Origin of the sequence: Nocardioides okcheonensis (genome assembly GCF_020991065.1) — a bacterium.
Classification (GTDB): domain Bacteria; phylum Actinomycetota; class Actinomycetes; order Propionibacteriales; family Nocardioidaceae; genus Nocardioides; species Nocardioides okcheonensis.
Genome location: NZ_CP087710.1, coordinates 202,029 through 227,949, shown reverse-complemented (window position 1 = coordinate 227,949; position 25,921 = coordinate 202,029). Strand labels below are relative to the sequence as shown.

The 25,921-nt window shown below is 70.2% G+C and carries 25 protein-coding genes and 3 tRNA genes; 10 read left to right on the top strand and 18 right to left on the bottom strand.

What is annotated here, in order from left to right:
- Positions 1 to 40: 40 nt before the first annotated feature.
- From lgt to LN652_RS01010, 9 genes are all read right to left on the bottom strand, one after another.
- The gene (gene lgt / locus LN652_RS01050) at positions 41 to 949 is read right to left on the bottom strand and encodes a prolipoprotein diacylglyceryl transferase (RefSeq protein ID WP_230442870.1); all 909 of its coding nucleotides are present in this window, start codon (positions 947 to 949) and stop codon (positions 41 to 43) included.
- Between the two features lie 8 nt (positions 950 to 957).
- On the bottom strand, positions 958 to 1,563 hold the full coding sequence (locus LN652_RS01045) for an SCO family protein (protein ID WP_230442869.1): 606 nt from the start codon (positions 1,561 to 1,563) through the stop codon (positions 958 to 960).
- Entirely contained in the window at positions 1,556 to 2,356 is an 801-nt protein-coding gene (gene trpA, locus LN652_RS01040) for a tryptophan synthase subunit alpha (protein WP_230442868.1), read from the bottom strand. Before trpA ends, LN652_RS01045 begins: the two co-directional genes overlap by 8 nt.
- Positions 2,356 to 3,555, bottom strand: coding sequence for a tryptophan synthase subunit beta (trpB, locus tag LN652_RS01035; RefSeq protein ID WP_230444795.1), 1,200 nt, complete (start codon positions 3,553 to 3,555; stop codon positions 2,356 to 2,358). Before trpB ends, trpA begins: the two co-directional genes overlap by 1 nt.
- An 83-nt stretch (positions 3,556 to 3,638) precedes the next feature.
- Positions 3,639 to 4,436 (bottom strand): indole-3-glycerol phosphate synthase TrpC, encoded by a 798-nt coding sequence (gene trpC / locus LN652_RS01030; protein WP_230442867.1) that lies wholly within the window; start codon positions 4,434 to 4,436, stop codon positions 3,639 to 3,641.
- 90 nt (positions 4,437 to 4,526) lie between these two features.
- Entirely contained in the window at positions 4,527 to 4,727 is a 201-nt protein-coding gene (locus LN652_RS01025; protein WP_230442866.1) for an HGxxPAAW family protein, read from the bottom strand.
- Between the two features lie 41 nt (positions 4,728 to 4,768).
- Entirely contained in the window at positions 4,769 to 5,389 is a 621-nt protein-coding gene (locus tag LN652_RS01020) for a Trp biosynthesis-associated membrane protein (RefSeq protein WP_230442865.1), read from the bottom strand.
- The gene (gene hisI / locus LN652_RS01015) at positions 5,382 to 5,699 is read right to left on the bottom strand and encodes a phosphoribosyl-AMP cyclohydrolase (protein ID WP_230444794.1); all 318 of its coding nucleotides are present in this window, start codon (positions 5,697 to 5,699) and stop codon (positions 5,382 to 5,384) included. The genes LN652_RS01020 and hisI overlap by 8 nt, the downstream gene beginning before the upstream one ends.
- 53 nt (positions 5,700 to 5,752) lie before the next feature.
- On the bottom strand, positions 5,753 to 6,583 hold the full coding sequence (locus LN652_RS01010) for an aminotransferase class IV (RefSeq protein WP_230442864.1): 831 nt from the start codon (positions 6,581 to 6,583) through the stop codon (positions 5,753 to 5,755).
- Between the two features lie 116 nt (positions 6,584 to 6,699).
- Here LN652_RS01010 and LN652_RS01005 point away from each other — a divergent pair.
- The 3 genes from LN652_RS01005 (at position 6,700) to LN652_RS00995 (ending at position 6,968) form a co-directional block, all read left to right on the top strand.
- Positions 6,700 to 6,772, top strand: a tRNA-Gly gene (locus LN652_RS01005).
- 33 nt (positions 6,773 to 6,805) lie between these two features.
- Positions 6,806 to 6,876, top strand: a tRNA-Cys gene (locus LN652_RS01000).
- Positions 6,877 to 6,893: 17 nt separating this feature from the next.
- A tRNA-Val gene (locus tag LN652_RS00995) sits at positions 6,894 to 6,968 on the top strand.
- A gap of 67 nt (positions 6,969 to 7,035) precedes the next feature.
- Here the strand turns inward: LN652_RS00995 and LN652_RS00990 are convergent.
- The 7 genes from LN652_RS00990 to LN652_RS00960 all read right to left on the bottom strand — a co-directional run bounded on the left by LN652_RS00990 (position 7,036) and on the right by LN652_RS00960 (position 17,096).
- Positions 7,036 to 8,112, bottom strand: a complete 1,077-nt coding sequence (locus tag LN652_RS00990; protein ID WP_230442863.1) for a GDSL-type esterase/lipase family protein — start codon at positions 8,110 to 8,112, stop codon at positions 7,036 to 7,038.
- Positions 8,113 to 8,285: 173 nt separating this feature from the next.
- A complete protein-coding gene (locus tag LN652_RS00985) occupies positions 8,286 to 9,842 on the bottom strand; it encodes a CHAP domain-containing protein (RefSeq protein WP_230442862.1) in 1,557 nt (518 codons plus the stop codon).
- 439 nt (positions 9,843 to 10,281) lie between these two features.
- Entirely contained in the window at positions 10,282 to 12,450 is a 2,169-nt protein-coding gene (locus LN652_RS00980) for an NACHT domain-containing protein (RefSeq protein ID WP_230442861.1), read from the bottom strand.
- A 191-nt stretch (positions 12,451 to 12,641) separates the two neighbouring features.
- Positions 12,642 to 14,264, bottom strand: coding sequence for a nuclease-related domain-containing DEAD/DEAH box helicase (locus LN652_RS00975; RefSeq protein WP_230442860.1), 1,623 nt, complete (start codon positions 14,262 to 14,264; stop codon positions 12,642 to 12,644).
- A 136-nt stretch (positions 14,265 to 14,400) separates the two neighbouring features.
- Positions 14,401 to 15,024, bottom strand: a complete 624-nt coding sequence (locus tag LN652_RS00970) for a hypothetical protein (protein ID WP_230442859.1) — start codon at positions 15,022 to 15,024, stop codon at positions 14,401 to 14,403.
- A 15-nt stretch (positions 15,025 to 15,039) separates the two neighbouring features.
- On the bottom strand, positions 15,040 to 16,128 hold the full coding sequence (locus LN652_RS00965) for a potassium channel family protein (RefSeq protein WP_230442858.1): 1,089 nt from the start codon (positions 16,126 to 16,128) through the stop codon (positions 15,040 to 15,042).
- A 2-nt stretch (positions 16,129 to 16,130) separates the two neighbouring features.
- Positions 16,131 to 17,096 carry a YihY/virulence factor BrkB family protein gene (locus LN652_RS00960; protein WP_230442857.1) on the bottom strand — a complete coding sequence of 322 codons (966 nt, stop codon included), beginning with the start codon at positions 17,094 to 17,096 and terminating at the stop codon, positions 16,131 to 16,133.
- 76 nt (positions 17,097 to 17,172) lie between these two features.
- Between LN652_RS00960 and LN652_RS00955 the strand changes: the two genes are divergently transcribed.
- Positions 17,173 to 18,816 (top strand): acyl-CoA dehydrogenase family protein, encoded by a 1,644-nt coding sequence (locus tag LN652_RS00955; protein ID WP_230442856.1) that lies wholly within the window; start codon positions 17,173 to 17,175, stop codon positions 18,814 to 18,816.
- A gap of 116 nt (positions 18,817 to 18,932) precedes the next feature.
- Positions 18,933 to 19,247: a hypothetical protein gene (locus tag LN652_RS00950; RefSeq protein WP_230442855.1), complete on the top strand. Its 315-nt coding sequence runs from the start codon at positions 18,933 to 18,935 to the stop codon at positions 19,245 to 19,247.
- A 19-nt stretch (positions 19,248 to 19,266) separates the two neighbouring features.
- Here the strand turns inward: LN652_RS00950 and pgm are convergent, their stop codons facing one another.
- Positions 19,267 to 20,910 (bottom strand): phosphoglucomutase (alpha-D-glucose-1,6-bisphosphate-dependent), encoded by a 1,644-nt coding sequence (gene pgm / locus LN652_RS00945; RefSeq protein ID WP_230442854.1) that lies wholly within the window; start codon positions 20,908 to 20,910, stop codon positions 19,267 to 19,269.
- Positions 20,911 to 21,043: 133 nt separating this feature from the next.
- Here pgm and LN652_RS00940 point away from each other — a divergent pair, with 133 nt between their 5' ends.
- From LN652_RS00940 to LN652_RS00925, 4 genes are read left to right on the top strand one after another with little or no spacing between them, the layout of a single operon-like run.
- On the top strand, positions 21,044 to 21,394 hold the full coding sequence (locus LN652_RS00940) for a YciI family protein (RefSeq protein ID WP_230442853.1): 351 nt from the start codon (positions 21,044 to 21,046) through the stop codon (positions 21,392 to 21,394).
- A gap of 11 nt (positions 21,395 to 21,405) precedes the next feature.
- The gene (locus LN652_RS00935) at positions 21,406 to 21,768 is read left to right on the top strand and encodes a YciI family protein (RefSeq protein WP_230442852.1); all 363 of its coding nucleotides are present in this window, start codon (positions 21,406 to 21,408) and stop codon (positions 21,766 to 21,768) included.
- Positions 21,765 to 22,121 (top strand): YciI family protein, encoded by a 357-nt coding sequence (locus LN652_RS00930; protein ID WP_230442851.1) that lies wholly within the window; start codon positions 21,765 to 21,767, stop codon positions 22,119 to 22,121. Before LN652_RS00935 ends, LN652_RS00930 begins: the two co-directional genes overlap by 4 nt.
- An 8-nt stretch (positions 22,122 to 22,129) precedes the next feature.
- Positions 22,130 to 23,371, top strand: a complete 1,242-nt coding sequence (locus LN652_RS00925) for an RNA polymerase sigma factor (protein WP_230442850.1) — start codon at positions 22,130 to 22,132, stop codon at positions 23,369 to 23,371.
- 1 nt (position 23,372) lies between these two features.
- Here LN652_RS00925 and glgC read toward each other — a convergent pair whose 3' ends face one another.
- A complete protein-coding gene (glgC, locus tag LN652_RS00920; RefSeq protein WP_230442849.1) occupies positions 23,373 to 24,626 on the bottom strand; it encodes a glucose-1-phosphate adenylyltransferase in 1,254 nt (417 codons plus the stop codon).
- A 72-nt stretch (positions 24,627 to 24,698) separates the two neighbouring features.
- On the opposite strand from glgC, the gene glgA reads away from it, so the two are divergent.
- Positions 24,699 to 25,883, top strand: coding sequence for a glycogen synthase (gene glgA / locus LN652_RS00915; RefSeq protein ID WP_230442848.1), 1,185 nt, complete (start codon positions 24,699 to 24,701; stop codon positions 25,881 to 25,883).
- The last annotated feature ends 38 nt before the right edge of the window (positions 25,884 to 25,921 follow it).

Genomic DNA, 25,921 nt, shown 5'->3' with positions numbered 1-25,921 from the left:
CGCAACCTATCACCGGGGCCACCGGCCGGCGCGCGACGTTTCAGGCCGTGGGATCGGCGGTCGAGCGCTCCTCGACCTCGGCCGTGGGCTCCTCGCCGAGCGGCGGCTTCGTGCGCACGACGTCCTCGCGGCCGGGGTGGCGACGGGCCGACCAGACGAACCACGCCGTGGCGAGGACGAACAGCACGATCGAGGTCCAGACGTTGAGCCGCAGCCCGAGCACGTCGTTGAGCTGCACCTCGTCGATGCGCATGTTCTCGATCCACCCGCGACCGGCGGTGTAGAGCATCACGTAGAGCGCAACCACCCGGCCGTGGCCGAGGCGGAAGCGGCGGTCGAGCCAGATCAGGACGGCGAAGGCGGCGAGGTTCCACAGGCACTCGTAGAGGAACGTCGGGTGATAGGTCGCGACGTCGAGGTAGCGCGACTCGCGGTGGGCGACGTCGATCTCGAGGCCCCACGGGAGGTTGGTCGGCCCGCCGTAGAGCTCCTGGTTGAACCAGTTGCCCCAGCGGCCCAGGGCCTGGGCCACGAGCACGCCGGGGGCGAGCGCGTCGAGCAGCGGCAGCACCTTGATGCCGCGCGCGCGGCAGCCGATCATCACGCCGACCGCGCCGAGCGCGATCGCACCCCAGATGCCGAGACCTCCGCGCCAGACGTAGAGCGCGGTCACGGGGTTCTTGCCCTCGCCGAAGTAGAGCTCCCAGTCGGTGGCCACGTGGTAGAGCCGGCCGCCGACCAGGCCGAACGGGACCGCCCAGATCGCGAGGTCGCTGACCTCGCCGGGGGCGCCGCCGCGGGCGACCCAGCGCTTCTCGCCGATCCAGATGGCGGCGACGATGCCGAGGATGATGCACAGCGCGTAGCCGCGGATCGGGACCGGGCCGAGGTGCCACACGCCCTGGGCCGGGCTCGGGATCGACATCAGCGTCACCAGCGGGGAGGTCATGGGGAGCATCATCCTTCGTCGAGCAGCACGGTGACGTCGTGGGCCAGCTGGGCCTGGGAGACGTCCTGGTCCCACATCATCGGCGACTCGTCGTCGCCGTCGATGGCGTAGACACGCGTGCCGTGGGTGACGTCGTAGCCACCGCTGGGCAGCTTCTCGCCCTTGTCGATGCCGACGGCCAGGCTGGTGCCGACCTCGACGATGTCGTCGAGGTCGCCCGTGAGCCCGATGATCGAGGGGTCGAAGGCCTCCACGTACTTCGCGGTGGTCGCCTCGTCGTCGCGGGCGGGGTCGGTGGTGACGAAGACGACGTCGAGGTCGTCCTTCTGCGCGTCGTCGAGCCGCGCCAGCGTCCCGGCGAGCGTCGCCATCACCTGGCCGCAGATGTCGGGACAGTTGCTGTAGCCGAAGAACACCAGCGTCAGCGGCTTGTCGGTGTCGTCGGTGAGGCTGAAGGCGTCGCCGGCGGTGTCGACGAGCGGGGTCGAGGAGACCTCGAACGGCGGGTCCAGCACCGTCCCGGTGAGCTCGGTCCCCTGCGCCGCCCCGGCGCCACCGCAGGCGGCGAGGAGCGGCAGCAGCGCGGCCAGGACGAGGGCGCGCGGCCTAGCCACGACGTACGCCCCCGGCCAGGTCCTCGGTGAGCGTGCGCAGCGCGGCCAGCCCGGCGGCCTCGTCGTCCGGGTGGTCGAGCAGCGCCCGCACGAACGCGGAGCCGACGATCACGCCGTCGGCGAAGCCGGCCACCTCGGCGGCCTGGTCGCCGGTGCTGACGCCGATGCCGACCGCGACGGGGATGTCGCCGCTCGCCCGGACGCGCGCGACCAGCGGGCCGGCGAGGTCGGACGTGGCCTCGCGGGCGCCGGTGACGCCCATGACGGCGGCGGCGTAGACGAACCCGCGGCTCGCGGCCGAGGTCATCGCGATCCGCTCGTCGGTGGAGCTGGGGGCGACCAGGAAGACCTTGTCGAGGTCGTGGGCGTCGGCCGCGGCGGACCACGCGCCGCCGTGGTCGGGGGTGATGTCGGGGGTGATCAGCCCGGCGCCGCCGGCAGCGGCGAGGTCGGTGGCCCACCGCTCCACGCCGTAGCGCTCGACGGGGTTCCAGTAGGTCATCACCAGCGTCGGCACACCGGTCTCGGCGACCGCCTGGACGACGTCGATGACGTCGCGGGTGCGGATGCCGCGCTCGAGGGCCTGCTGGGCGGCAGCCTGGATGGTCGGACCGTCCATGACGGGGTCGCTGTAGGGCAGGCCGATCTCGATGACGTCGCACCCCGCCTCGACCATGGTGCGGAGCGCGGCGATGGAGCCGTCGACGCTGGGGAACCCGGCGGGCAGGTAGCCGACGAGCGCCGCGCGGTCCTCCGCGCGGGCCTTCTCGAAGGCGGTGGTGGTCGACGCCATCAGGCCTCCTCCCCCGGGGCCGTCGCGACGACCGGCTCGGCCTCGCCCTCGGCGTCGCCGAGGCCGAACCACTCGATGGCGGTGCCCATGTCCTTGTCGCCACGGCCGCTCAGGTTGATGATCACCGTCGCGTCGGGGCCCTTCTCCTCGCCGAGGCGGCGCGCCACGTCGAGCGCGCCGGCGACCGCGTGGGCCGACTCGATCGCCGGGATGATCCCCTCGGTCCGGCTGAGCAGCGCCATCGCGTCCATCGCCTGCCGGTCGGTCACGGGGGTGTAGGTGGCGCGGCCCATGGCGGCGAGCCACGAGTGCTGCGGACCGACCCCGGGGTAGTCGAGGCCGGCGGAGATCGAGTGCGACTCGACCGTCTGGCCGTCCTCGTCCTGCAGGACGTAGGTGCGGGCGCCGTGCAGCACCCCGGCCTCGCCGGCGTGGATGGTGGCCGCGTGCCGGCCGGTCTCGACCCCGTCGCCGCCCGGCTCGAAGCCGTGGATCTCGACGCCCTCGTCCTCGAGGAACGCGGTGAACAGGCCGATCGCGTTGGAGCCGCCGCCCACGCACGCCGCGACGGCGTCCGGCAGCACGCCGTACTGCTCGAGGCACTGCTCGCGGGCCTCGTCGCCGATGCCGCGGCAGAAGTCGCGGACCATGCTGGGGAACGGGTGCGGGCCGGCCGCGGTGCCGAAGAGGTACGCGGTGTGGTCGACGCTGGCGACCCAGTCGCGCAGCGCCTCGTTGATGGCGTCCTTGAGCGTCGCGCTTCCGGACTCGACGGGCACCACCTTCGCGCCGAGCAGCTGCATGCGGGCCACGTTGAGCGCCTGGCGGCGGGTGTCGACGGCGCCCATGTAGACGGTGCAGTCGAGGTCGAACCACGCGGCCGCGGTGGCGCTGGCGACGCCGTGCTGGCCGGCGCCGGTCTCGGCGATCACGCGGGTCTTGCCCATCCGCTTGGTGAGCAGCGCCTGGCCCATCACGTTGCGGATCTTGTGGGCGCCGGTGTGGTTGAGGTCCTCGCGCTTGAGAAGCACGCGGGCGCCGACCTGCCGCGAGAGCCGCTCGGCGTGGTAGAGCCGGCTCGGGGTGCCGGCGTAGTCGCGCAGCACACGCTCGAACTCGGACACGAACGCCTCGTCGGCCATCGCGTCCTGCCAGGCGACGGTCAGCTCGTCGAGCGCCTTGACGAGGGCCTCGGGCATGAACCGGCCGCCCCAGGTCTCGCCGAAGTAGCCACGCTCGTCGGCCTCGTAGCGGATCGGCGCGGTGGGGCTGGTGGGGACGCTCACGGTGCGGTCACTCCTGTCATGGCTCGTACGGCGGCCTCGGGGTCGCCGTCCTTGACGAGCGCCTCGCCGACCAGCACGACGCCGGCCCCCTCCGAGACGAAGCGCTGCACGTCGCCGACGCCGGTGATGCCGCTCTCGGCGACCTTGACGACGTCGGCATGGATCTGCGGGGCCAGGCGCCCGAACACGTCGGGGTCGACCGCCAGGGTCTTGAGGTTGCGGCTGTTGACGCCCACCAGCTCGGCGTCGAGGGCCAGGGCGCGCTCGACCTCGGCCTCGTCGTGGACCTCGACGAGCACGGTGAGACCGAGCTCGCCGGCCTCGTCGTGGAGGCGGCGCAGCGTGTCGTCGTCGAGCGCCGCGACGATGAGCAGGGCGAGGTCGGCGCCCGCGGCGCGGGCCTCGACGAGCTGGTAGGTCTCGACGATGAAGTCCTTGCGCAGCAGCGGGGTCTCGACCGCGGCGCGCACGGCGCGCAGGTCGGCCAGGCTGCCGCCGAAGCGGCGCTCCTCGGTGAGGACCGAGATCGCCGCCGCTCCCCCGCGCTCGTAGGCGCGCGCGAGGTCGGCCGGGTCGGGGATCGCGGCGAGGTCGCCCTTGCTGGGGCTGCGCCGCTTCACCTCGGCGATCACGCTCGCCCCGCGGGCCCGGAAGTGCGGCATCGGGTCCCTCGGGGCCGGGGCCTCCGGGAGGTGGGCGAGCAGCTCGGTGAGCGGGAGCGCGGCCTCGCGGCGGGCGAGGTCCTCGCGCACCCCGGCGACGATGTCGTCGAGGACGGAACCGGACGCAGGCATGCCCTCAGCCTCTCACCCGGCACCAGTCGCACCGGCACCGGTGCCCAGCCGCCGGACGTCCGGCGGCCCCGGTGGTCCGGTCGGTGTGGATCAGTGGTCGGAGCTGTTGAAGCCGAGCTTCGAGAGCACCAGGAACAGCGGGAAGGCCACCACGGCGACGATGATGCCGATCCACAGGAGCGTCATCTGGGTCGGGACCTGGAGCAGCGCGACGCTGCCGAGGACGAAGCCGAGCATCGCGACCGAGACCCCGGTCCAAGCAGCGGGGGTGTTGCCGTGGCCACCAGCCATGGTTGAGCTCCTTCGTCGATCCGGTGCGTGCGCGCCGAAGTCTAGGCGGTCGGGTCACGGCCCTCGTCGAGGGCCTTCCAGATGTCGATGTTCTCGGCGGGCACCTCGCCGGTGCCCTCCCCTGCGTCCACCCGGCCGCTGCCGCGCCCGCCGGTCGGCGCGTCGTACTTGGTGCCCATCTCCGGCCAGCTCCCGACCAGTCGCACCGCCGCGGCGGTGGCCAGCACGCAGAGCACCGAGGCGACCAGCGCCGCGACGTACCAGCCGGTGGTCGACGTGGTGACCTCGTCGCTCCCCGAGGCCTCCACCAGCGCGTCGGCGAGCTTGGGCGGCAGGCTGCGGGCGGCCTCGATCGTCACGACCAGCGTCCCGAGCGCCGCGACCAGCGCGACGACCGCCACCACCCGTCGGAACCGGCCGCGGGTCACCAGCAGCACGCCCCAGCAGGCCAGGACGACCAGCGCGAGCGCACCGGCGAGCGGCGCGTCGCGCGCCGAGTCGAGCGACAGCACGGACGTCATCTCGGCGCCCTGGTCGGTGTCCACGGCGCCCGAGCGGCCGGAGACCCAGGGCTTGGTGCCGGCGGTGGCGGCGAGGCCGGCCGCGGCGAGGCCGAGCAGGACGACGGGGCCGAACGTGCGGCGCAGCGCGGGGTCAGCCATCGACGCGGTGCACCAGGTCGGCGTCGAAGCAGGTGCGGTCGCCGGTGTGGCAGGCAGCGCCCTCCTGGTCGACCAGGAAGAGGAGGGTGTCGCCGTCGCAGTCGAGGCGGACCTCCTTGACGTGCTGCACGTGGCCCGAGGTGTCGCCCTTGACCCAGTACTCGCGGCGCGAGCGCGACCAGTACGTCGCGCGGCCGGTGGCGAGCGTGCGGGCGAGCGCCTCGTCGTCGACCCAAGCGAGCATCAGCACCTCGCGGGTGTCGTGCTGCTGCACCACGACCGGCACCAGGCCTTCTGCCGTGTGCCGCATGCGCGCGGAGACGGCGGGGTCGAGCGAGGACTCCGTGGGGTTCACCGGGCTGTTCACGGGTCCATGCTCCCAGCCTCCCGGTCGGCCCACGTCGCCGCGCACCTCTCCGTCACCGGGCCGGGGGCCGGCAGGTCGCGGTCGTCCCAGCGCGAGACCGCCTGCACGTCGCGGGTCGTGGACACCAGGAACACCTCGCTCGCCCGGTCGCGCACGTCCGCGAGCGGCTGGTCGACCTCCCGGGCGCCGCACCACTCCACGACCAGCTCGCGGGTGATCCCGGCCAGGCAGCCCGAGGCCAGGCTCGGGGTGCGCAGCTCGCCGTCGAGGACGTAGAAGAGGTTGGACCCTGTCCCCTCGCACAGGTCGCCCGCGGTGTTGGCGAGCACCGCCTCGCTCCCGCCGTGGCGCTGGGCGTGGGCGAGCGCGATGACGTTCTCGGCGTACGACGTGGTCTTGAGCCCGGCGGTCGCGCCGTTCTCGTTGCGGGTCCACGGCACGGTGACGATCGTCGTGGCCGCGGGCGCGGGCTCGATCGCGCTGTAGGCGACGACCAGGGTCGGCGGCCCGCCGCCGCGACCCGAGCCCATCGGGTGCGGTCCCGCGGTCCAGGTGATCCGCAGCCGCCCCATCGCGTCGCGGTCCGCGCCGTCGGCGAGCACCGCCGCGACCCCCTCCCGGACCCGGTCGGCGTCGGGGGCGGGGAGGCCGAGCCCGGCCGCGCTGCGCCCCAGCCGGGCGAGGTGGCGGGTGAGCGCGAACGGCGTGCCGTGGATCGTCTTGACCGCCTCGAAGACCCCGTCGCCCACGGTGAAGCCGTGGTCGGTGACCGCGACCGCTCCCTGACCCGGGTCGGACAGCAGGTTCCCGTCGATCCATGCGCGCATGCGGTCACTCTAGGGGCCGCGCGAACACGCCCGGGGGGACCCGATTTTGGACCCGCGCGAGCCATGTACTACTGTTCCACTCGTTCCAAGGAGCGGTCAGCCGCTCCGGAGAACAGGCGGACATAGCTCAGTTGGTAGAGCGCAACCTTGCCAAGGTTGAGGTCGCGAGTTCGAGTCTCGTTGTCCGCTCTGAGGGGTCTCCCATCACACGTGGGCCTCCACGGTGGGTTGGCCGAGAGGCGAGGCAACGGACTGCAAATCCGTCTACACGGGTTCAAATCCCGTACCCACCTCGCACACAACTCAACACGGGCGATTGGCGCAGCGGTAGCGCGCTTCCTTGACACGGAAGAGGTCACTGGTTCAAACCCAGTATCGCCCACCAGCACGGAAGGGCCCCGGAGAGATCCGGGGCCCTTTCGCATGTCCGGACCCGTGGCCGGGCCGCTCCCTCATGGTCGAGCGCGGCGGACTCGCACCGTCACCCACGGCGACGCACCCGCGTCGTTGACCGCACGGACCTTGCACGAGGGCGCCCCGCTCCGGAGCCGAGCCGTCGTCCCCGAGGTCTTCACCTCCCGCCGCCCACACCTCACCCGGTAGGACTCCGCCGACGCGCTCGCGCGCCACCGCACCACCACCTGGTCGCCGACCTTCCGCGCCGACACGCGGCCTGGGCGAGCCGCCCGAGCGACCGGGGGCGCCGTGGCAGCGGGGGCGGTGACCTGCGGCTCGGCAGGCACCCCGGGCACGGGCTCCTGGACGACCGGCACGACCGGGTCCGGGACGGCAGCCGAGGCGACACCGAGGCGACCGAGGGCCGCGGTGACGGCGCGGGCGTACTTCCGCTCGCCCGACTCGTTGACGTGGATGCCGTCCCACGTGTCGGCCCGCGTGAAGCCCTCGACGCGGAACACCTCGACACGCGACCCGACAGTGGTGAGCTCGGCTGCGAGGTCGTCGATGAGCGCGTTGAACTCGGCGGGGCGACCGGCGTAGACCCACGCGTGGGGGATCTCGCCGATGACGAGGTCGACGTCGGGGTTCACGGCGCGAGCGTCGGCCACCCACTGGCGGTAGCCGTCGATGAGCGCGACGGCGGTCCCGTCGGACAGGTCGTTGATGCCGAGGTTGGACACGATGATGTTCGGCTGGGCAGCTGCCGCGAGGTCGCCGATCGGCTCGCGCATCCAGGAGGCGCCGAGCCGCTGCCCCCAGTACGCGGCGTGCTGCTGGTCGAACGCCGGGTCGGCGTAGGCGTCGGGCCCGTCGTAGTGCCAGTTGACGGTGTTGCCGCCCTGCGCGGGGTCGAAGGTGCTGGTCCGGGGGCCGACGAGGTCGACGGCGGTGCCGGCGCCGGTGATCGCCTGGTGGGCGAAGTAGCGCCACGTGTGGTCGCCGCGGTACCCCTGGGTGATGGAGTCCCCGACGATGAGGATGCGGGTCGGGTCGTCGGCGTGCGCGGCTGCGGGTGCGAACCCAGCGAAGACGGCTGCGGCGACCACGACGGCCGCGAGGCGGTTGAGCACGTGTTCCCCCGAACGTGATGCAGTGGCCAGATGCTAGGCGGTCCGAGGCGGTCGCGTCAGTCGCTCGACGCGTCCTCGACGTGAACGTGGAGCCGTCGTGCCACCTGGTGGCTCGAGGGCTCCACGATCCGATCGGTCCAGCCCAGGTCGCGACCTCGCGCGCGCCGCGCTGGTCAGGACTTCTTGCCTCGCGGGACGACGACGGTCGTGCGTGCGACGGCCGCCTGCACGACGTTGGTGCCGGCGTAGCGCACGACCACCTTCTTCGTGCCCGGCTTGAGGTCGCGGAGGACCAGGCGCACCACACCGTCGACGACCTCGCCCTGCACCGTCCGACCACCGACGGCGATCGTGATCGCGCCGGCCGGCTTGCGTGCCCCGACCGCCTTGACGCGGACCTCGACGACGACCTTGCGCCGCGTGGCCTCGGCGCGGACCTTGACCTTGGGCGTCGTCGTGACGGCCGGCACCGCGATCGTCTCCGTGATGGCGCGGAAGTGGCGGTGGTCGTGGGTGACCTCGACGGACATCGCGTGCCCGAGGTCGCCCTTGCGGACCGTGTAGGTGTCGTGGGTGGCCTTGGCGACGGGCTTGCCGTCGCGGAGCCAGCGGTACGTCGTCGTGGCGCCTGTGGGCCTCGTGGTGCCGGGACGCACCTGGAGGCGCTGGCCGACCTGCGGCGTGCCCTTGACGCGGGACTGGCTGCTGAGGGCGACCTGCTTGGCCAGCACCGGCGCCGTCGCCGCTGCGGTCGACCGCGACTTCTTGTAGCCCTTGGCGCTGGCGATGACGCGTGCGCTGATCGCCGCGCCGATCTGGTCGCGCGTGAGCGTGAACGACGAGCCGGTCGCGCCGTCGAGCGGCTTGCCGTCGGCGTACCACTGCGTCTCGGTCTTCGCGGGCTGCGGGGTCCAGGCCGAGGCCGTGAGCGACAGGGTCGTGCCGACCTCAGGGTTGCCCTGGATCGTCGGGAGCTGCGAGGGCGTGAACGTGCCGGGCGCCACGGGTGCGGTGGCGAGGGTCGCCTCGCCCGGGGTGTAGCCGCTCAGCGCCGCGGTCACCTCCGCCGTCAGCGTCTTGCCCTTGACGTCGGGGGTCGGGACGTACGCCGGCCCGGTGGCGCCGGGGATCGCGGCACCGTCCGCGAGCCAGCGGTAGCTCACGCTGGTGGGCGCGGGCGTCCACGCCCCGCCGGCCACCTCGAGCGGCGCGCCGACCATCGGGGAGCCCGAGATGGTGGGCGGCGTCGTGGGGGTGACCACGCGGTCGTTGAAGTGGATGAACCCGGTCGGCCAGCCACCGCCGGTCTTGGTCACCCGCCGCCAGTAGAAGTCGCCGCCCCAGTAGTCCTCCGAGACGATGATCTCGGTCGGGGAGATGACCTGCTCGACGTAGGCGACGTGGCCGTTGGAGCCGGCCGGCGTCACGTGCGGCTTGTACCAGGCGACCGACCCGACCGTCGGGGTCTGGTCGGTGATCGAGGCCATCGCGGTGCCCCAGTTGGACGCGTTGCCGTCGCCCGACCACGGACGGGCGTCGGGCATGCCGTTCTGGATCAGCCGGTAGGCGACGTAGTTGGTGCAGTTGTGCCCGGCGTACATCCGCCAGTACATCGTCGAGGACGCCTGCCGGTAGCCGGCGTTGCCGAAGCCGGCGTCCTGGCAGCCCTGGTAGCCGGTGCACAGGTACGTCGAGGTGACCAGGTCGATCCGGGTGGTCGTGCTCGGCACGACCGCGAGGAGCAGGCCGAGCACACCGGTGGCCAGCAGCGCCGTGCGCGCAGCACGGCGCGCGACGTGTCCGACCGCGGACAGGGCGACGACACGCCTCTGTGACGCGTGGGATTCATGTGGCCTTTGGTGCACGATTGGCGATCGTATGGGGCAGAAGTCAAGCGCGCCACGCCGTTGAGTGAATAACAATCGTGTAATTCACGTCGATCGCACCGGCGGGCGTGAAAAGTCGACCGACCACGGCAACCACGGCCAGCAGCTTCACTCCACTGTCAGCTACCAGCGCTCCGCCGTCGCACCACAGGTCAAGAGATCTGACGCAATTGCGCAACTAACGGAGAACCGGCAGAACCATGGTTCATCCCAACAACACCTCAGTGCGCAGCTCAGCAGCGCAACTGAACGCTCCCAAAAAAGGGAACCTCTTATCCTGATATCAGTCTAACTCGACGACGTGCTGGCAACCTTCAATAGCGCAAACTTCTTCCAACAAGTCACGAACGGTGTCTCCCAGTTGGAGAGTAGTGACGAATGTCACCGTCTCCGCGTATAGGTCGCCCGACGCACGATCGTACCGTTCGTCTCGGCCACTTTGCTTAGTAAGCAAACCGAACCTGGTTGCGGCTTTCAAAACCGTTCCGGGGTCGGCCACGCGACGGCCCGAGAGCAGCGTCTTCTGACTGTTCCAATCGCGCCGCGGCTTGCCATCCGGTCGAATGTACTTGAGCATCATCAGTCGCAGCTGCTGTGCCGCCGCGCACGGGCCCAGAACGGGGTCCCCCTCGACCTGACGTCGAATCAGCCGCACAAATTCATCCACTGCGTCGATAGCAACGTCGTCATCGACCTTGACCGAGACGAATCCAGCAAGAGAGCCGAACTCGGCGAGCGCAAGCGAGTCCTGGCAGTTCCGAAACCGCGTCTGATGAAGGCTGGCTTCGCTGAAATCGGCATCCTTGAGGTCACACGATTCAAACAGCGCACCTTCCAAGTTGGTGCCCCTCATCGAGACACCCGACAGCCTGAGATTCCGGAAAGCAACCCCAGACAGGTCCTGGCGCTCTAGCGAGACTTCGCGAAGCACCCCCTCTCCGCCTGCGATGCCAATCGCCACCTGCAAAAGATTCACAAATGCGATCGGCCTTGACGCAGCATTTGACAACTGGCTTTGAAGGCTGTTGTGCGCCCCATGGGCCTCGACATGATCTCGCAACAACCGAAGTGAGATTGAATCTGGCGGCATGCGCCTCCAGCCAAGCACCTCCGCCAACTTTCTTGGATCCGAATCAAACAGACGGACAGACCTTTTCCCTACGAGATACTCGTAGATTGTATCCTGGGCGAACCGGACGCGACCAATCTCAGTCGCCCGCTGAAATACCGAAAGTTGCGTGAACTGTAGATCGAGATCTTCTTTGATGTCATCAGAAACCTCTTCGTCGACGATCACCTGCGCCAGATCGGTGATGTCGTCAACCGGTACTCCGCGTGCACCATTCTCCAGTTCCATGATCGCGACATCCTCAATTACATCAAGCACGTCTTGGCGATCAACAAACTTCTCGAGCAGGAGGCCCTTCTCATACTCCCGGTCAACAATCGCGGTTAACGCATCCTCGACGAGTTGAGCCTCGGTCCAATCATCAACGCGGCCGTCACTCTGGCCCTTTAACTTGTCTGCCAAAAGCTCAGCGTAGTAAGGCGTCGAGCACAGTCGAAGAACGTCTGGACGGGAAAGCGCCTCACGAAATTGCGCATCCTCACCGCCAAGCCTCCTGCGACCAAACTCAGTAACTGTCGTTTCGTCCCAAGGCAAAATCTGGTACTGCTGCACGAGGCCGGCAGAATCCACGATGAAGTCTCGCAGCCCTTGACTTGCACTCAGTAGAGAATCACGAACGCAAATTAGAATTCGTGGCGACGCTGGCGTATCACGGGTCAACAGGTCCTCGAGATACTCGAAGAAGCCTTGGTCTCGCGAAATCAACTCGTCGAGTCCATCAAGGAGCAGACACGCGTAACCGTTGCCGAGCATCCATTCGAAGGTTGGCAGGCCAATTCGGTTGGCAATGTCAGATTGGATGAAGGACTCCATCAGGCCCTTCAACGTCGGACCACTTGCTCCAGCTGCATACTCAGGAAGAATTGGGAACGGACGCCGCGCTTTCGTCTGTTCCCGCTTGTCCGCCTGGAAGCTTGAATACAGATTCGCGTACAACGACCCGAACAACATGCTCTTTCCGTAGCCAGCCGGCGCCGTGACAAGGAGTACTGGAGCAGGCCAAGGTCGCGAAGACCTGAACAACTTGGTCAGTTCTTGCAGGATGTCTTCGCCTGGCTCATCCCGACCCTCAGCAATGTAGGGCTGTTTAGTTCGCTTCTTGGCCTGAGACTCGCCGTCCGATCTAAGGCGAGCCGCAGCACTGGGTGCGATGGAGCCGCCATCGCGGGATTGTGCGTCCCAGCGAAAAGATGCATCAAAAAACTGAATGGGAGTCCTGATGGTTACTTGGAAGTCGAAGCGGGCGCGCCGTTGAAACTCCTGCGACATACCCTCGCGCGACTCGACAAGTAGGAACCTCTCACCCCCGGCCTTTTCGCTCACGAAACGATTCAGGATTGCCGTGCCGCTGGCCGTCCATCCTGCCGGCGGAGTATCTGGACAGCATATCGAGACTTGATCACGGCCGCCGCCGAAGCCAGCTCGCGATGCTCTCACGAAGCCAATGTCGACTCTGGACATGTCAATAGACCATCCCTCTGCGGAGAGGTATGTCGATACTTCGTCAAACAACGTCACTCGGTCCACTCCTGCGGTTCAAAAAGATGCTGTAGCGACGTCCAGGGCGCCGCGTCTTCCACGACAATCACCAAGTGGCCACAGGCTCGGCTAACAGACAAGTAGTCGATCGTACGCATGTCGGCCGAATCGTAATCCTCGGCTAAATAGGCCACGTACTTCGCCTCGCACCCTCGGAATTCTTCTATGCAGAAAACTGAAATGCGGTCACTGCTTAGCCGAGTACTGGCGCGGAAACCTCCTCGCTGCAAAGCCTCGTACGCGCGCCGTGCGCCGGGCGCGGTACGTGTAAGAACGGCAATGTCCGACGGGGCGAGCTTTTGTAGATCGCTGGAAATAGCATTCACTGCAAAATCCCAGAAATTGCTTTTCCCGACCTTGAACACTGGCATGCCGCCAGGCGCACCGTTCGCGGGGGTTTGCATGCCAGCGACTCGCGACACAACGCGCGCGATCGGGAGGGTGTTTCGACAGTTTTCTGTCAGCCAAAAAGTTTCAAACGTCCCGGGAGGCCGCCATGTTCCGGATGAGTCCTTTTGATATGGATCCGCGAGAAGTACAACCTGTCCATCTTCCGTAACCAGCTCGCCCATGCTTTCGAGCAGGTCGCTATCGAGGCTCTGCGCCTCGTCGACGATAAGACAATCGATTCGCGGCCCGTGTTTTTCAACGAGATCGAGCGCTGTCTCCCAGAGCGAAGCACCAAGGTATTGGTTTGCAACGGCGGAACCGTATATGTCTGACAGTACATCGTACGGCTCGCCGCAGATTATGCCCTGGGAAGTCAACTTCCGGCGGGTGACCAGCCGGAGCTGAGAAGGTGTGCCAACGACGGCGACCCTCATCCCTGCGCGTGCACGCTCGCGAGCGTACGAGTATCCGACGAATGTCTTACCGGTTCCGGCTGCGCCAAGTACAAGACTCCGGGGCACGGCGGCCGTAGCGCGCACGGCCTCCAGTTGGCGGTGCGTCAATGCAACCTGCGCATTTGTCAGTCTGTCGAGCTCGCCTATCGATACGTCTACTTGGTAGTCGATGCCTGAGTCCATGACGACTGTCGGGCTTAAGGTGCGAACTGCAAGTTCGAAGTCTTGGGGACTTTTCCAAGACCCAGCTGCCCAATGACTAGTGATGGCTTGAATTCGCACTGGAACGTCGTCGAACTGGTCCCTGGTCACGACGATCTCGCTCGGAGCTTCAGGTCCCAAGCGTCCTGATGGCCTGCCAGCCGTGAAAAAGACCGCGTACCCGCTTGGGACCATCCTTACGCCAGCGTCTACCAACATCTTGTCGATTCTGTGCCGATTGTCGCGTGCCTGAATGAACGGGCTTCGATCCTTGGACTCCGCGCCAGATTTCGGCAGCCGGTACCACTGACGGCCTTCTACTCGATACCGAGCGTCCTTTACCTCCAAAAGGAGGAGCCCTCGCTTCGGGTGCAGCAAAACAAAGTCGGCTTCCCCCTCACGAAGACGAGAACCCTTTTCTCGGCCATGCAAGAACTCAAGTTCTGACAGGACGACCCAAGAGTCATCGAGATCGTGCAGCCGCTCAAATACCATCCGCTCGCCGTAGGTAACCTTCGACCCCATCAGGCGGCTCGGGAAGAAGCGCGCCACTACTGCTTGGCCGTCGATCGGGCACGAACACGCATCGTCAAACTTCTCCTCGTCAGACGCCTCTGGCTAGTGCCGTCAGCATAGTCAAGGACGCCCTGACCCTGGGTATGTATCTGCTGATCCGGGAAGACGCGCCTCAGAACTCGTAGCCGAAGTGCCGGATGGTGCGTGCGAAGCGCTCGGCGACGATCTCGGCGTCGCCGGGGCCGTAGAGCTCGCGGTAGTGCGGGCCGCTCCCCTGCTTGGCGTGCGGCAGGTCCAGCTCGAGGCCGAGGCGCGCGGAGAGGTCGGCGACCGCGGCCGGCAGGTCCTCGTAGCGGTAGACCTGGTCGACGACGATCCGCCCGTCGAGACGGTAGAGCCGCTCGTTGAGCGCGAGCCGCTCCATGCGCCGCGGGGTCCGGACGAACTCGGCGAAGGTCTTGGTGAAGGTCGGCTTGCGGGCGCTGTAGCGGTAGGACGAGGCGACCACGTCGAACGGGTTCCGCTCGACCGCGAAGGTGAAGTACGCGTCCCAGGTCTCGCGGCCGATCACCTCGATCACCCGCCGCGCGCCCATGTGGGCGTACGACGACGGGCTGGTGTCGTCGTGCTGCGGACCCACTCCCCCGGCGGCCGCGCGCAGGACCTCGTCCTCCGGGCTGATCCGGGTGACGAGGTCGTCGGGGCCGCAGTGGCGCGACAGCGCGATCTCGAGGCTGGTGCCGGCGGTCTTGCGGGTCTTGACGAAGACGAAGCGGTGGCGGTGCGAGCAGATCACGGGACCGCGCCGACCTCAGTCGTCCTCGTCGGAGGTGTCCTCGCCGTGGGTGCCGGGGCGCGGCGCCCACGGCAGCTCCTTGGCCGGGCGGACGACGATCAGCCGGTCGCCGCGGGCGAGCAGGGACACGACCGGGTCGAAGTAGCGGTAGACCTTCTCGTCGCGGATCACCGCGATGACCTGGTCCGGCAGCCGCTGCGGCTGCTTGCCGACCTCGTTGACCAGCAGGTCGCGCTCGGCGACCTCGAGGCCGTCGCCGTAGGTCATCAGGTCCTCCATGACCGAGCCGAGCATCGGCGACATCGACGACAGGCCGAGCAGCCGGCCGACCGCGTCGGAGGAGGTGATCACCGAGTTCGCGCCGGACTGGCGCATCAGCGAGACGTTCTCCTGCTCGCGCACCGACGCGGTGATCCAGGCGTCGGGGTTGAGCTGGCGCACGGTGAGGGTGACCAGCACGTTGGAGTCGTCGCGGTCGGTGGTGATGATGACGTGGGTGGCCTTCTCCACCCCCGCCTGGCGCAGCACGCCGCGGCGGGTGGCATCGCCGGCGATGCCGACGAGCTGGTCGCGGTTCGCCTCCTCCATCGCCACCACCCCGGGGTCGACGACCACGATCGCGGCACGGTCGTAGCCGTTGCTCACGAGGGTCTCGATCGCGCTGCGGCCCTTGGTGCCGTAGCCGACGACGACGACGTGCTCGTCCATCTTCTTCCTCCACCGGGAGACCCGGAACATCTCGCGGCCCTGCGAGGCGAGGACCTCCAGGGTGGTGCCGATCAACAGGACCAGGAAGCCGATGCGCGCCGGCGTGATGACCAGCGCGTTGACCAGTCGGGCCGCGTCGGAGACCGGCGCGATGTCGCCGTAGCCGGTCGTGCTGAGCGTGACGGTCGTGTAGTAGAACGCGTCGAGCAGGCTGATCTGGTTGAGGGGGTCGTTGCCGTCGCGGTAGCCGTCGCGGTCGAGCCAGACCAGCATCCAGGTCCCGACCAGGATCGCGAGCGCCAGCAGCACCCGGCGCCCGAGCTCCCACCACGGCGACCGGACCCGCTCCGGCAGGGACACCCGACCCACGCTGGGGTGGTTGCTCGCGTGCTGCACGGTCAGGAGTCTTTCACGCCCATGCGCGTGCGGAGCCGCTGCACCAGCTCGCGCCGCGCGCGCATCGTGTTCTTCTGCGGGAAGACCGTGTCGAAGGCCGCGTTGACCGCTGCGCCGATCAGCACCGCGAGCGCCAGCAGGTAGAGCCACAGCAGCACCGCGATGGGCGCGGCGAGGGGGCCGTAGATGGTCCGCGACTCCGCGGCGGTCACGGTCAGCACCCAGCGCAGGACGTACGAGCCGGCGATCCAGCAGACCAGGGCGAAGGCCGCGCCCGGGAGGTTGAAGCTCCAGCTCGTCCGGACCGGCACCGACACGTGGTAGAGCGTGGCGAGGAAGCAGATGCAGACCGCGAGCACGACCGGCCAGTAGAGCGCGTTGAGGAAGTCGAGCCGTTGCGGCACCAGCCGGTCGACCAGCGTCGGGCCGGCCACCACGAGCGGGATGCTCACCGCTCCGGTGACCATCGCGAGGACGTAGAGCACGAACGACAGCGCCCGCGTCGCGACGATCCCGCGGTGGCCGCCGAGCCCGTGCATGATCGTGATCGTGTCGACGAAGACGTTGAGCGCTCGGCTGCCCGACCACAGGGCCAGGATGAAGCCGATCGAGATCACGTCGTAGCGCCCGCCGTTGAGCACGGTGTTGATCGTCGGCTCGATGATCTTGTCCACCGCCCGCTCGGTCAGGGCCTGGCGCGACACCTCCAGGACGGCGTTGCGCACGTCCTCGACCTGGGTGTCGGTGAAGCGCTCGCTGACGAAGCCGACGGCGCCGGCGAGCGCGAACACCAGCGGCGGCACCGACAGCACGGCGAAGAACGCCGCCTCCGCCGCGAGGCCGGTGACCCGGTGCCGCAGGCACGCGCCGACCGTGGTCACGATCACGCGCCACAGGTGCTCGCGCCACCGACGCACCAGGACCTCGACCCGGCGCGGGGCAGGGATGTCCTCGCGCGCCTCGACCACCAGGCCACGCTACCGAGGTGGGGCCCCCTCCCGGCGAATCCGGGCCGTGCGCCGCCCGCCCGCCTACGGTGTGCCCATGACCTCCCCCGACCTGCGCTCGGCCACCAACCAGGCCCCGCCCCTCGTCGGCCACGACGTCGTCGCCTCCGACGCCGCGCTCACCGAGGCGCTCGTGCGCCACGGGTCCGCCGCCCTGGTCGACGACCTCGCCCCGCTCGGTCGCGAGGCCGGCTCGGCCGAGGCACGCGAGCACGGCGTGCTCGCCAACCGGCACCACCCCGTGCTGGTCCCCTACGACCGCTGGGGCAACCGCGTCGACGAGGTCGACTTCCACCCGTCGTGGCACTGGCTGATGGACCGGGCCGTCGCGCACGGGCTGCAGGCGGCGCCCTGGGAGCAGCAGGAGGCCGGCGACCCGCACGCGCACCTGCGCCGGGCGGCCGGCTTCCTGGCCTGGTCGCAGACCGAGCCGGGACACGGCTGCCCGATCTCGATGACCTACGCCGCCGTCCCGGCGCTGCGGACCGACCCCGCGATCGCGGCCGCGTGGACGCCGCTCCTCACCGCCCGCTCGTACGACCCCGGGGTGCGGGCCTCCGCGCAGAAGACCGGCGCCCTCGCCGGCATGGGGATGACCGAGAAGCAGGGCGGCTCGGACGTCCGCGCCAACGTCACCCGCGCGCGGCCGACCGCGGACGACGGGTGGTACACCCTGCACGGCCACAAGTGGTTCACCTCGGCGCCGATGAACGACGTCTTCCTGGTGCTCGGCCAGGCCGACGGCGGGCTGACCTGCTTCGTCGTGCCGCGGGTGCTCGCCGACGGCACCCGCAACCGGATCGACGTGGTGCGGCTCAAGGACAAGCTGGGCAACCGGTCCAACGCCTCCGGCGAGCTCGAGCTCGACGGCACCCTCGCGCAGCGCCTCGGCGAGGAGGGCCGCGGCGTGCGGACCATCATCGAGATGGTCGCAGCCACCCGCCTCGACTGCGTCCTCGGCTCGGCCGCCCTCATGCGGCACGCGCTGGCCGAGGCGTCGTGGCACGTCGCGCACCGCTCCGCCTTCGGCGGGCTCCTGGTCGACAAGCCGCTCATGCAGAACGTCGTCGCCGACCTCGCGGTCGAGTCGGAGGCGGCGACGGCGCTCGCGATGCGGCTCGCGGCGGCGGTCGACCGGCCGGAGGACCCGCACGAGGTCGCGCTGCGCCGCATCGCGCTGCCGCTCGCGAAGTTCTGGGTGTGCAAGCGCACCCCCGCGATGGTGGCCGAGGCGCTGGAGTGCCTCGGCGGCAACGGCTACGTGGAGGAGTCGGGGCTGCCGCTGATGTTCCGCGAGTCGCCGCTCAACTCGGTCTGGGAGGGGTCGGGCAACGTCAACGCGCTCGACGTGCTGCGCGCCCTGGGCCGCGAGCCCGAGGTGCTGCAGGCCTGGATCACCGAGGTCGGGGCCGCCCGCGGCGCCGACAGCCGGCTCGACCGGGCGGTCGACGACACCCTGTCGCTGCTCGGCGACACCGGCGGGCTGGAGTCCGGCGCGCGCCGGCTCGCCGGCCGGATGGCCGCGTGCCTGCAGGGCTCGCTCCTGGTCCGCTTCGCCCCGGCGGAGGTCGCCGACGCGTTCTGCGGCAGCCGGTTCGACGCCGGCTACGGCGGCACGTACGGGATGCTGACGAGCGGTGGGCTGCGGGCGGTCGTCGACCGCGCGACGCCGGTCGTCTGACCCGGCCGTGACCCGAACGGGCCATCGCGGGGCGACGTTCGGTCACGATCGGGCCAAGTCCACGCGGGGCGGGCGTGGCCCGGCCTAGGGTGGACGGGATCTGAGGGGGGTCCACCTTGTCGAGCCAGTCCAGCACCTTGTTCACCGTCGGCACCCTGCTGCGCCACGCCCAGGACGCCGCCGCGCCGGTGCGGGTGCTGGTGTCCGGGACCTGGCTCGACGGCGTCATCGTCGGCGCCGACGGCCTCGGCGTGATCCTCGACGACGGCAACGGCCACCAGGTGCTGGTGCGCCTCGACTCGATCGTGGCGGTGAGCTTCTCGCGCGCCGCGATCGACGGCGAGCCCGAGCCGACCGCGGACGACGGCGCCCGCGCCCACTGGGGCGCCGAGCGCCAGCCGATCGAGGCCGGCCCGGTCGGCGGCCTCTGACCGGTCGGCCCGGCGCCGGTCAGCCCAGCGCCGCGGCCACCACCTCGCGCGCCTCGGCCTGCACCTCGGCGAGGTGCTCCGGACCGCGGAACGACTCGGCGTAGATCTTGTAGACGTCCTCGGTGCCGCTCGGGCGGGCGGCGAACCAGGCCGACTCGGTGGTGACCTTGAGCCCCCCGATCTTCGCGCCGTTGCCGGGCGCCTCGGTGAGCTTGCCGGTGATCTCCTCCCCCGCCAGCGTCGTCGCCGCCACGTCGTCGGGCGACAGCGCGGCGAGCTTGGCCTTCTCCTCGCGCGACGCGGGGGCGTCGATGCGGGCGTAGGCCGGGTCGCCGTGCTGCGCGACGAGGTCGGCGTAGTGCTCGCTCGGGGTGCGTCCGGTGGCGCCGAGGATCTCGCTGGCCAGCAGCGCCAGCAGCAGCCCGTCCTTGTCGGTGGTCCAGGTCGAGCCGTCGCGGCGCAGGAACGACGCGCCCGCCGACTCCTCGCCGCCGAAGCCGAAGGAGCCGTCCATCAGGCCGGGCACGAACCACTTGAAGCCGACCGGGACCTCGACCAGGGGCTTGCCGATGGACGCGGCGACGCGGTCGATCATCGAGCTCGACACGAGCGTCTTGCCGATCCGGGCCGAGTCGGGCCAGCCCGGGCGGGCGCCGCCGAAGAGGTGCTGGATCGCCACGGCGAGGAAGTGGTTGGGGTTCATCAACCCCGCGTCGGGCGTCACGATGCCGTGCCGGTCGGCGTCGGCGTCGTTGCCGGTGGCGATGGCGTAGTCGTCCTTGCGCCCGACCAGCGACGCCATCGCGTAGGGCGACGAGCAGTCCATCCGGATCTTGCCGTCCCAGTCGAGCGTCATGAACCGCCACGTGGGGTCGACGAGCGGGTTGACCACCGTCAGGTCGAGGCGGTGACGCTCGGCGATCTCTCCCCAGTAGGCCACGCTGGCTCCGCCGAGCGGGTCGGCGCCGATCCGGACCCCGGCGTCGCGGACCACGTCGAGGTCGACGACGCCCGGCAGGTCGTCGACGTAGTGCCCGAGGAAGTCGTAGGTGCCGACCGCGGCCCGCGCCTTCGCGAACGTCACCCGCTTCACGCCGGCGATGTTGCCGCGGACGAGCTCGTTGGCGCGCGCCGCGATGACGGAGGTGGCGTCCGAGTCGGCGGGGCCGCCGTGGGGCGGGTTGTACTTGAAGCCGCCGTCGCTCGGCGGGTTGTGCGACGGCGTGACCACGATGCCGTCGGCGAGGCCGCCTCCGGTCGTACGCCCCTGGTTGGCGCGGATGATCGCGTGGCTGACCGCAGGAGTCGGGGTGAAGCCGTCGCGGTCGTCGACGAGCACGGTCACGTCGTTGGCGACGAGCACCTCGAGCGCCGTCGCCCACGCCGGCTCGGAGAGCGCGTGGGTGTCGCGGCCGATGAACAGCGGGCCGTCGTAGCCCTGCTCGCGGCGGTAGTCGCAGATCGCCTGCGTGGTGGCGGCGATGTGGACCTCGTTGAACGAGGTGGTGAGCGACGTGCCGCGGTGGCCGCTGGTGCCGAAGGCGACCTGCTGCGACACGTCGTCGGGATCGGGCTCGAGGTCGAAGTAGGCCGTCACGAGGTGGGCGACGTCCACCAGGTCCTCGGTGCGGGCGGGCTGTCCGGCTCTCTCGTGGTTGGCCATGGCCCCATCTTGGTGGGTCCGACCACGCGCGTCGAGAAACCTCGGGGTGGGGTGTCGATCCGGCACGCCGTCGTCCGTCACAGTGGTGAGGCCGCACCCGCGGCCCGACGCCTCCAGGAGGAGATCCGCACCCATGAGTCGCTACCTGATCCTGCTTCCCGCACCCGAGGCCGAGTGGGCCGAGCTGCCAGCCGAGGAGCACGACAAGGGGATGCAGTCGCACGGTCAGTTCCACGAGGACCTCAAGGCGGGTGGCCACGTCCTGGTCACCGCCGGTCCGCTGGAGCCCTCGGACCGGGCGACGTCGATGCGCCCCGGCGACGACGGCCAGCTGCTCGTGAGCGACGGACCCTTCCCCGAGACGGCTGAGCAGGTCGTCGGCTTCTACCTCATCGACTCCGAGGACGAGGCCGACCTGCGGGCCGCCTGCGAGCGCTTCGCGGCGCGGGGCGAACACATCGAGTTCCGTCGCATGGCGGAGTGAAGGAGAGCGACATGAGCGAGTACGTCGTGCTGATCGTCGGCAAGGCCGACCACTGGTGGACCACCATGACCGAGCAGGAGCGCAAGGACGGCTACGCCGAGTACGGGCGCTTCGCCCAGCAGCTCGGCGAGCGGGGCCACCGCATCGTCGCCGGCGCGGAGCTGCAGGCGAGCACCACGATCCGCACCGTCCAGCCGGGCGGGCTGGCGGTGACCGACGGGCCCTTCGCGGAGACCGCGGAGCAGGTCGCCGGCTACTTCCACATCGAGACCGAGGACCTCGACGACCTCCTCGAGTGCTGCAAGATCATCGCGGCCCTCGGCGACGCGATCCAGGTCGTGCCGACCGTCGTTCCCGAGACGAGGCCGCGATGAAGTACCTGGTGCTGCTGATCGGCGACGGGGCGGAGAAGCCGTGGTCGGACCAGACCGAGGACGAGCAGACGGCTGCGATGGCGAAGTTCGGGGAGTTCGACGCCGCGTGCCGGGCGCGTGAGGGAGTCGAGATCCTCGCCGGCGAGGCGCTGAGCGGCCCCAGCGACACGACGGTGATGCGCACGAGCGACGGGTCGGTGCAGCTGACCGACGGCCCCTACGCCGAGGTGATCGAGGGGATGGGCGGGTTCTACCTGCTGGAGGCACCCGACCTCGACGTGGTGGTGGAGCTGCTCCGGGTCCTCCCGCCCTACGACATCCAGATCCAGCCGACCGTCGACGTGACGCTCTGAGGGCACACATGGACGGCGACGGGCCCGGACTCGACGACGTCGTGCGCCAGGAGTGGGGCCGCCTCGTGGCCCTGCTCCTGGCGCAGTTCCGCCGCCTCGACCTCGTCGAGGACGCCCTCGCCGACGCGGTCGAGTCCGCGAGCCGCACCTGGCCGGTCGACGGCACGCCGGACAACCCCGCCGGGTGGCTGATGACCGCCGCCCGGCGGCGCGTCCTCGACCGGCTGCGCACCGAGGACGTCGCGCGCCGCAAGCTGCCGCTGCTCCTCACCGACGCCGAACGACACCAGGAAGGAGCGCGCACCATGGTGGACGGCGGCAGCCTGGTGGAGGACGACGTGCTCCGCCTCGTGCTGATGTGCGCCCACCCCGCGCTGGCCCCCGACGCGGCGAGCGCACTGAGCCTGCGGCTGGTGATGGGCGTGCCAACCGCCGACATCGCCCGGCTCTTCCTCGTCCCCGAGGCGACCATGGCCGCGCGGATCACCCGCGCCAAGAAGCGCATCGTCGGGGCCGGCATCCCGTTCGCGGTGCCGGACGCGTCGGTCCTCCCGGACCGGCTCGACACGGTCGCCCAGACCGCCTACCTCGCGTTCACCGCCGGCTACGCCCCCGGCACCGGCCCCGACCTGCTGCGCGCCGACCTCGCCGGCGAGGCGATCCGGCTGGTCCGCGTGGTGCTCGGGCTGCGACCCGACGAGCCGACGCTGGTGGCGCTGCTGGCCCTCACCCTGCTGCAGCACTCGCGGCGCGACGCGCGGGTGCGCGACGGCCGGCTGGTGCTGCTCACCGACCAGGACCGCACCCGCTGGCACCACGACGAGGTGGCCGAGGCGCTCCGGCTGCTCACCGGTCCCGCGCTCACCGGCCCGGTCTCCCCGCTCGCCGCGTCCTACGCCTTGCAGGCGCGCATCGCCGCCGAGCACGCCACCGCGCCGACCGCCGAGGACACCCGGTGGGACCGCGTCGTCGGCTGGTACGACCTGCTGCTGCAGGTCTCCCCCTCGCCCGCCGCGCGCCTGGCCCGCGCGGTCGCGGTCGCCGAGGACCGCGGGACGGCCGCCGGGCTCGCGGCCCTCGAGGGCCTGGAGATCGCCGACAGCCACCGGCCGGCGGCGGTGCGCGCCGAGCTGCTCAGCCGCGCCGGCCAGGCCGACGCGGCGCGGGCCGCGTACGACCAGGCGATCGCCGCGTGCCGCAACGACGTCGAGCGGGCCTTCCTCGAGGAGCAGCGCGCGGCGCTGGGGTGACTCAGTCCTCCGGGACGTGCTGCTGCTTGGCGAGCACCGTGAGCCCATCGTCGACGACGAACCCGCGGGCGCGGTCGGCGTCCTGGTCGACGCCGATCTGCACGCCCGGGGGCACGACGACGCCCTTGTCGATGATCGCGTTGCGCACGACCGCCCCCTCGCCGACCCAGACGCCGTCCATGAGGACGGAGTCGGAGACCTCGGCGCCGTCCTTGACCCACACCGCCGGGGAGAGCACGGAGTGGTTGACGGTGCCGCCGCTGACCACCACGCCCGGCGACAGGATCGAGTTGAAGGTCGACACCTTCTCGCCGCCGCCGCCCTCGACCAGCTTGGCCGGCGGGTGCGGGCCGTAGCTGGTGTAGATCGGCCAGGCGGTGTTGTAGAGGTTGAAGACCGGCAGTGGCGACACCAGGTCCATGTGGGCGGCGTAGTAGGAGCGCATGGTGCCGACGTCGCGCCAGTAGCCGCGGTCGCGGTCGGTCGCGCCGGGCACCTCGTTGTCCTTGTAGTCGTAGACCGCCGACTCGGACTTGTCGACGAACCACGGCACGATGTCGCCGCCCATGTCGTGCTGGGACTGCTCGCGGCCGGCGTCGCGGGTCACCGCGTCGCGCAGCGCGTCGGCGTCGAAGACGTAGTTGCCCATGCTCGCCAGCACCTCCTCCGGGGAGTCCGGCAGCCCGACCGGGTCGGTGGGCTTCTCCAGGAACGCCCGGATCCGCTGCGGGTTCGCGGGGTCGACGTCGATCACGCCGAACTGGTCGGCCAGGCCGATCGGCTGTCGGATCGCCGCGACCGTGCAGCCGGCGCCGGAGTCGACGTGGTCGGCCACCATCTGCGCGAAGTCCATCCGGTAGACGTGGTCGGCGCCGACGACGACCACGATGTCGGGCTGCTCGTCGGTGAGCAGGTTGAGCGACTGGAAGATCGCGTCGGCGCTGCCGAGGTACCACCGCTTGCCGACCCGCTGCTGGGCCGGCACCGGGGTGACGTAGTTGCCGAGGAGCTGGGACATCCGCCAGGTCGTGGTGACGTGCCGGTCGAGGCTGTGCGACTTGTACTGCGTCAGCACGACGACCTTGAGGTAGCCCGAGTTCACGACGTTCGACAGGGCGAAGTCGATCAGTCGGTAGATGCCGCCGAACGGCACGGCGGGCTTCGCGCGGTCGGCCGTGAGCGGCATCAGGCGCTTGCCCTCCCCACCGGCCAGGACGATGGCGAGGACCTTCTTGCGACGGGGGGTGGCGGCCATGCGATGAAACTAGCCGTCCCACGGCACCCGGTCGACCACCCACGCGCCCACGATCGGGACTAGGTTCGCCCCATGCGCATCGACGTCCTCAGCAAGGAGTACCCACCGGAGGTCTACGGCGGGGCCGGCGTGCACGTCGCCGAGCTGGTCCGCGCGCTGCGGGTGCTGCCCGACGTCGACGCCCGGGTCCGCTGCTTCGGGGCGCCGCGCACCGAGCCCGGCACCACGGCGTACGCCGAGCCGTCCTCGCTCGCCGGCGCCAACGCGGCCATCCGCACGCTCGGCGTCGACCTCGCGATGGTCGACGACTGCGTCGGTGCCGACCTGGTCCACTCCCACACCTGGTACGCCAACATGGCCGGCCACCTCGCCGCGCTGATGCACGGCATCCCCCACGTCGTCAGCGCCCACTCCCTCGAGCCGATGCGGCCGTGGAAGGCCGAGCAGCTGGGCGGCGGCTACGCGCTGTCGAGCTGGGCCGAGCGGACGGCCTACGAGGGCGCGGCCGGGATCATCGCGGTCAGCGCGGCGATGCGCGACGACGTGCTCCGCAGCTATCCCGCCGTCGACCCCGCGCGCGTGCACGTGGTCCACAACGGCATCGACACCACCCAGTGGTCGCCGATCGTCAACCCCGACCGGGTCCGCGAGCTCGGCGTCGACCCCGACCGCCCGAGCGTCGTGTTCGTCGGCCGGATCACGCGCCAGAAGGGGCTGCCGCTCTTCCTGCGCGCCGCCGCGGCGCTGCCGCCCGAGGTCCAGCTGGTGCTGTGCGCCGGCGCACCGGACACCCCCGAGATCGAGGCCGAGGTGCGCGGGCTCGTCGACGACCTCGCCGCCACCCGCTCGGGTGTCGTGTGGATCGCCGAGATGCTGCCGCGCCCGGACGTCGTCGCCCTCCTCACCGCCGCGACGGTCTTCGCCTGCCCGTCGATCTACGAGCCGCTCGGCATCGTCAACCTCGAGGCGATGGCCTGCGAGACCGCCGTCGTCGCGACCGCGACGGGCGGCATCCCCGAGGTCGTGGTCCACGGCGAGACCGGCTGGCTGGTCCCGATCGAGCAGGCCACCGACGGCACCGGCACCCCGCTCGACCCCGAGCGCTACGTCGCCGACCTCGCCGCGGCGCTGGTCGACGCCGTCTCCGACCCCGAGCGGGCCCGCGCCTACGGCCTCGCCGGTCGCCGCCGCGCGGAGGACGCCTTCAGCTGGGGCACGATCGCCCAGCGCACGCTCGACATCTACCGCTCCCTCTGACGTAGACGCGCGGACAGAAGTCCGTCCCGGGCGCGGCC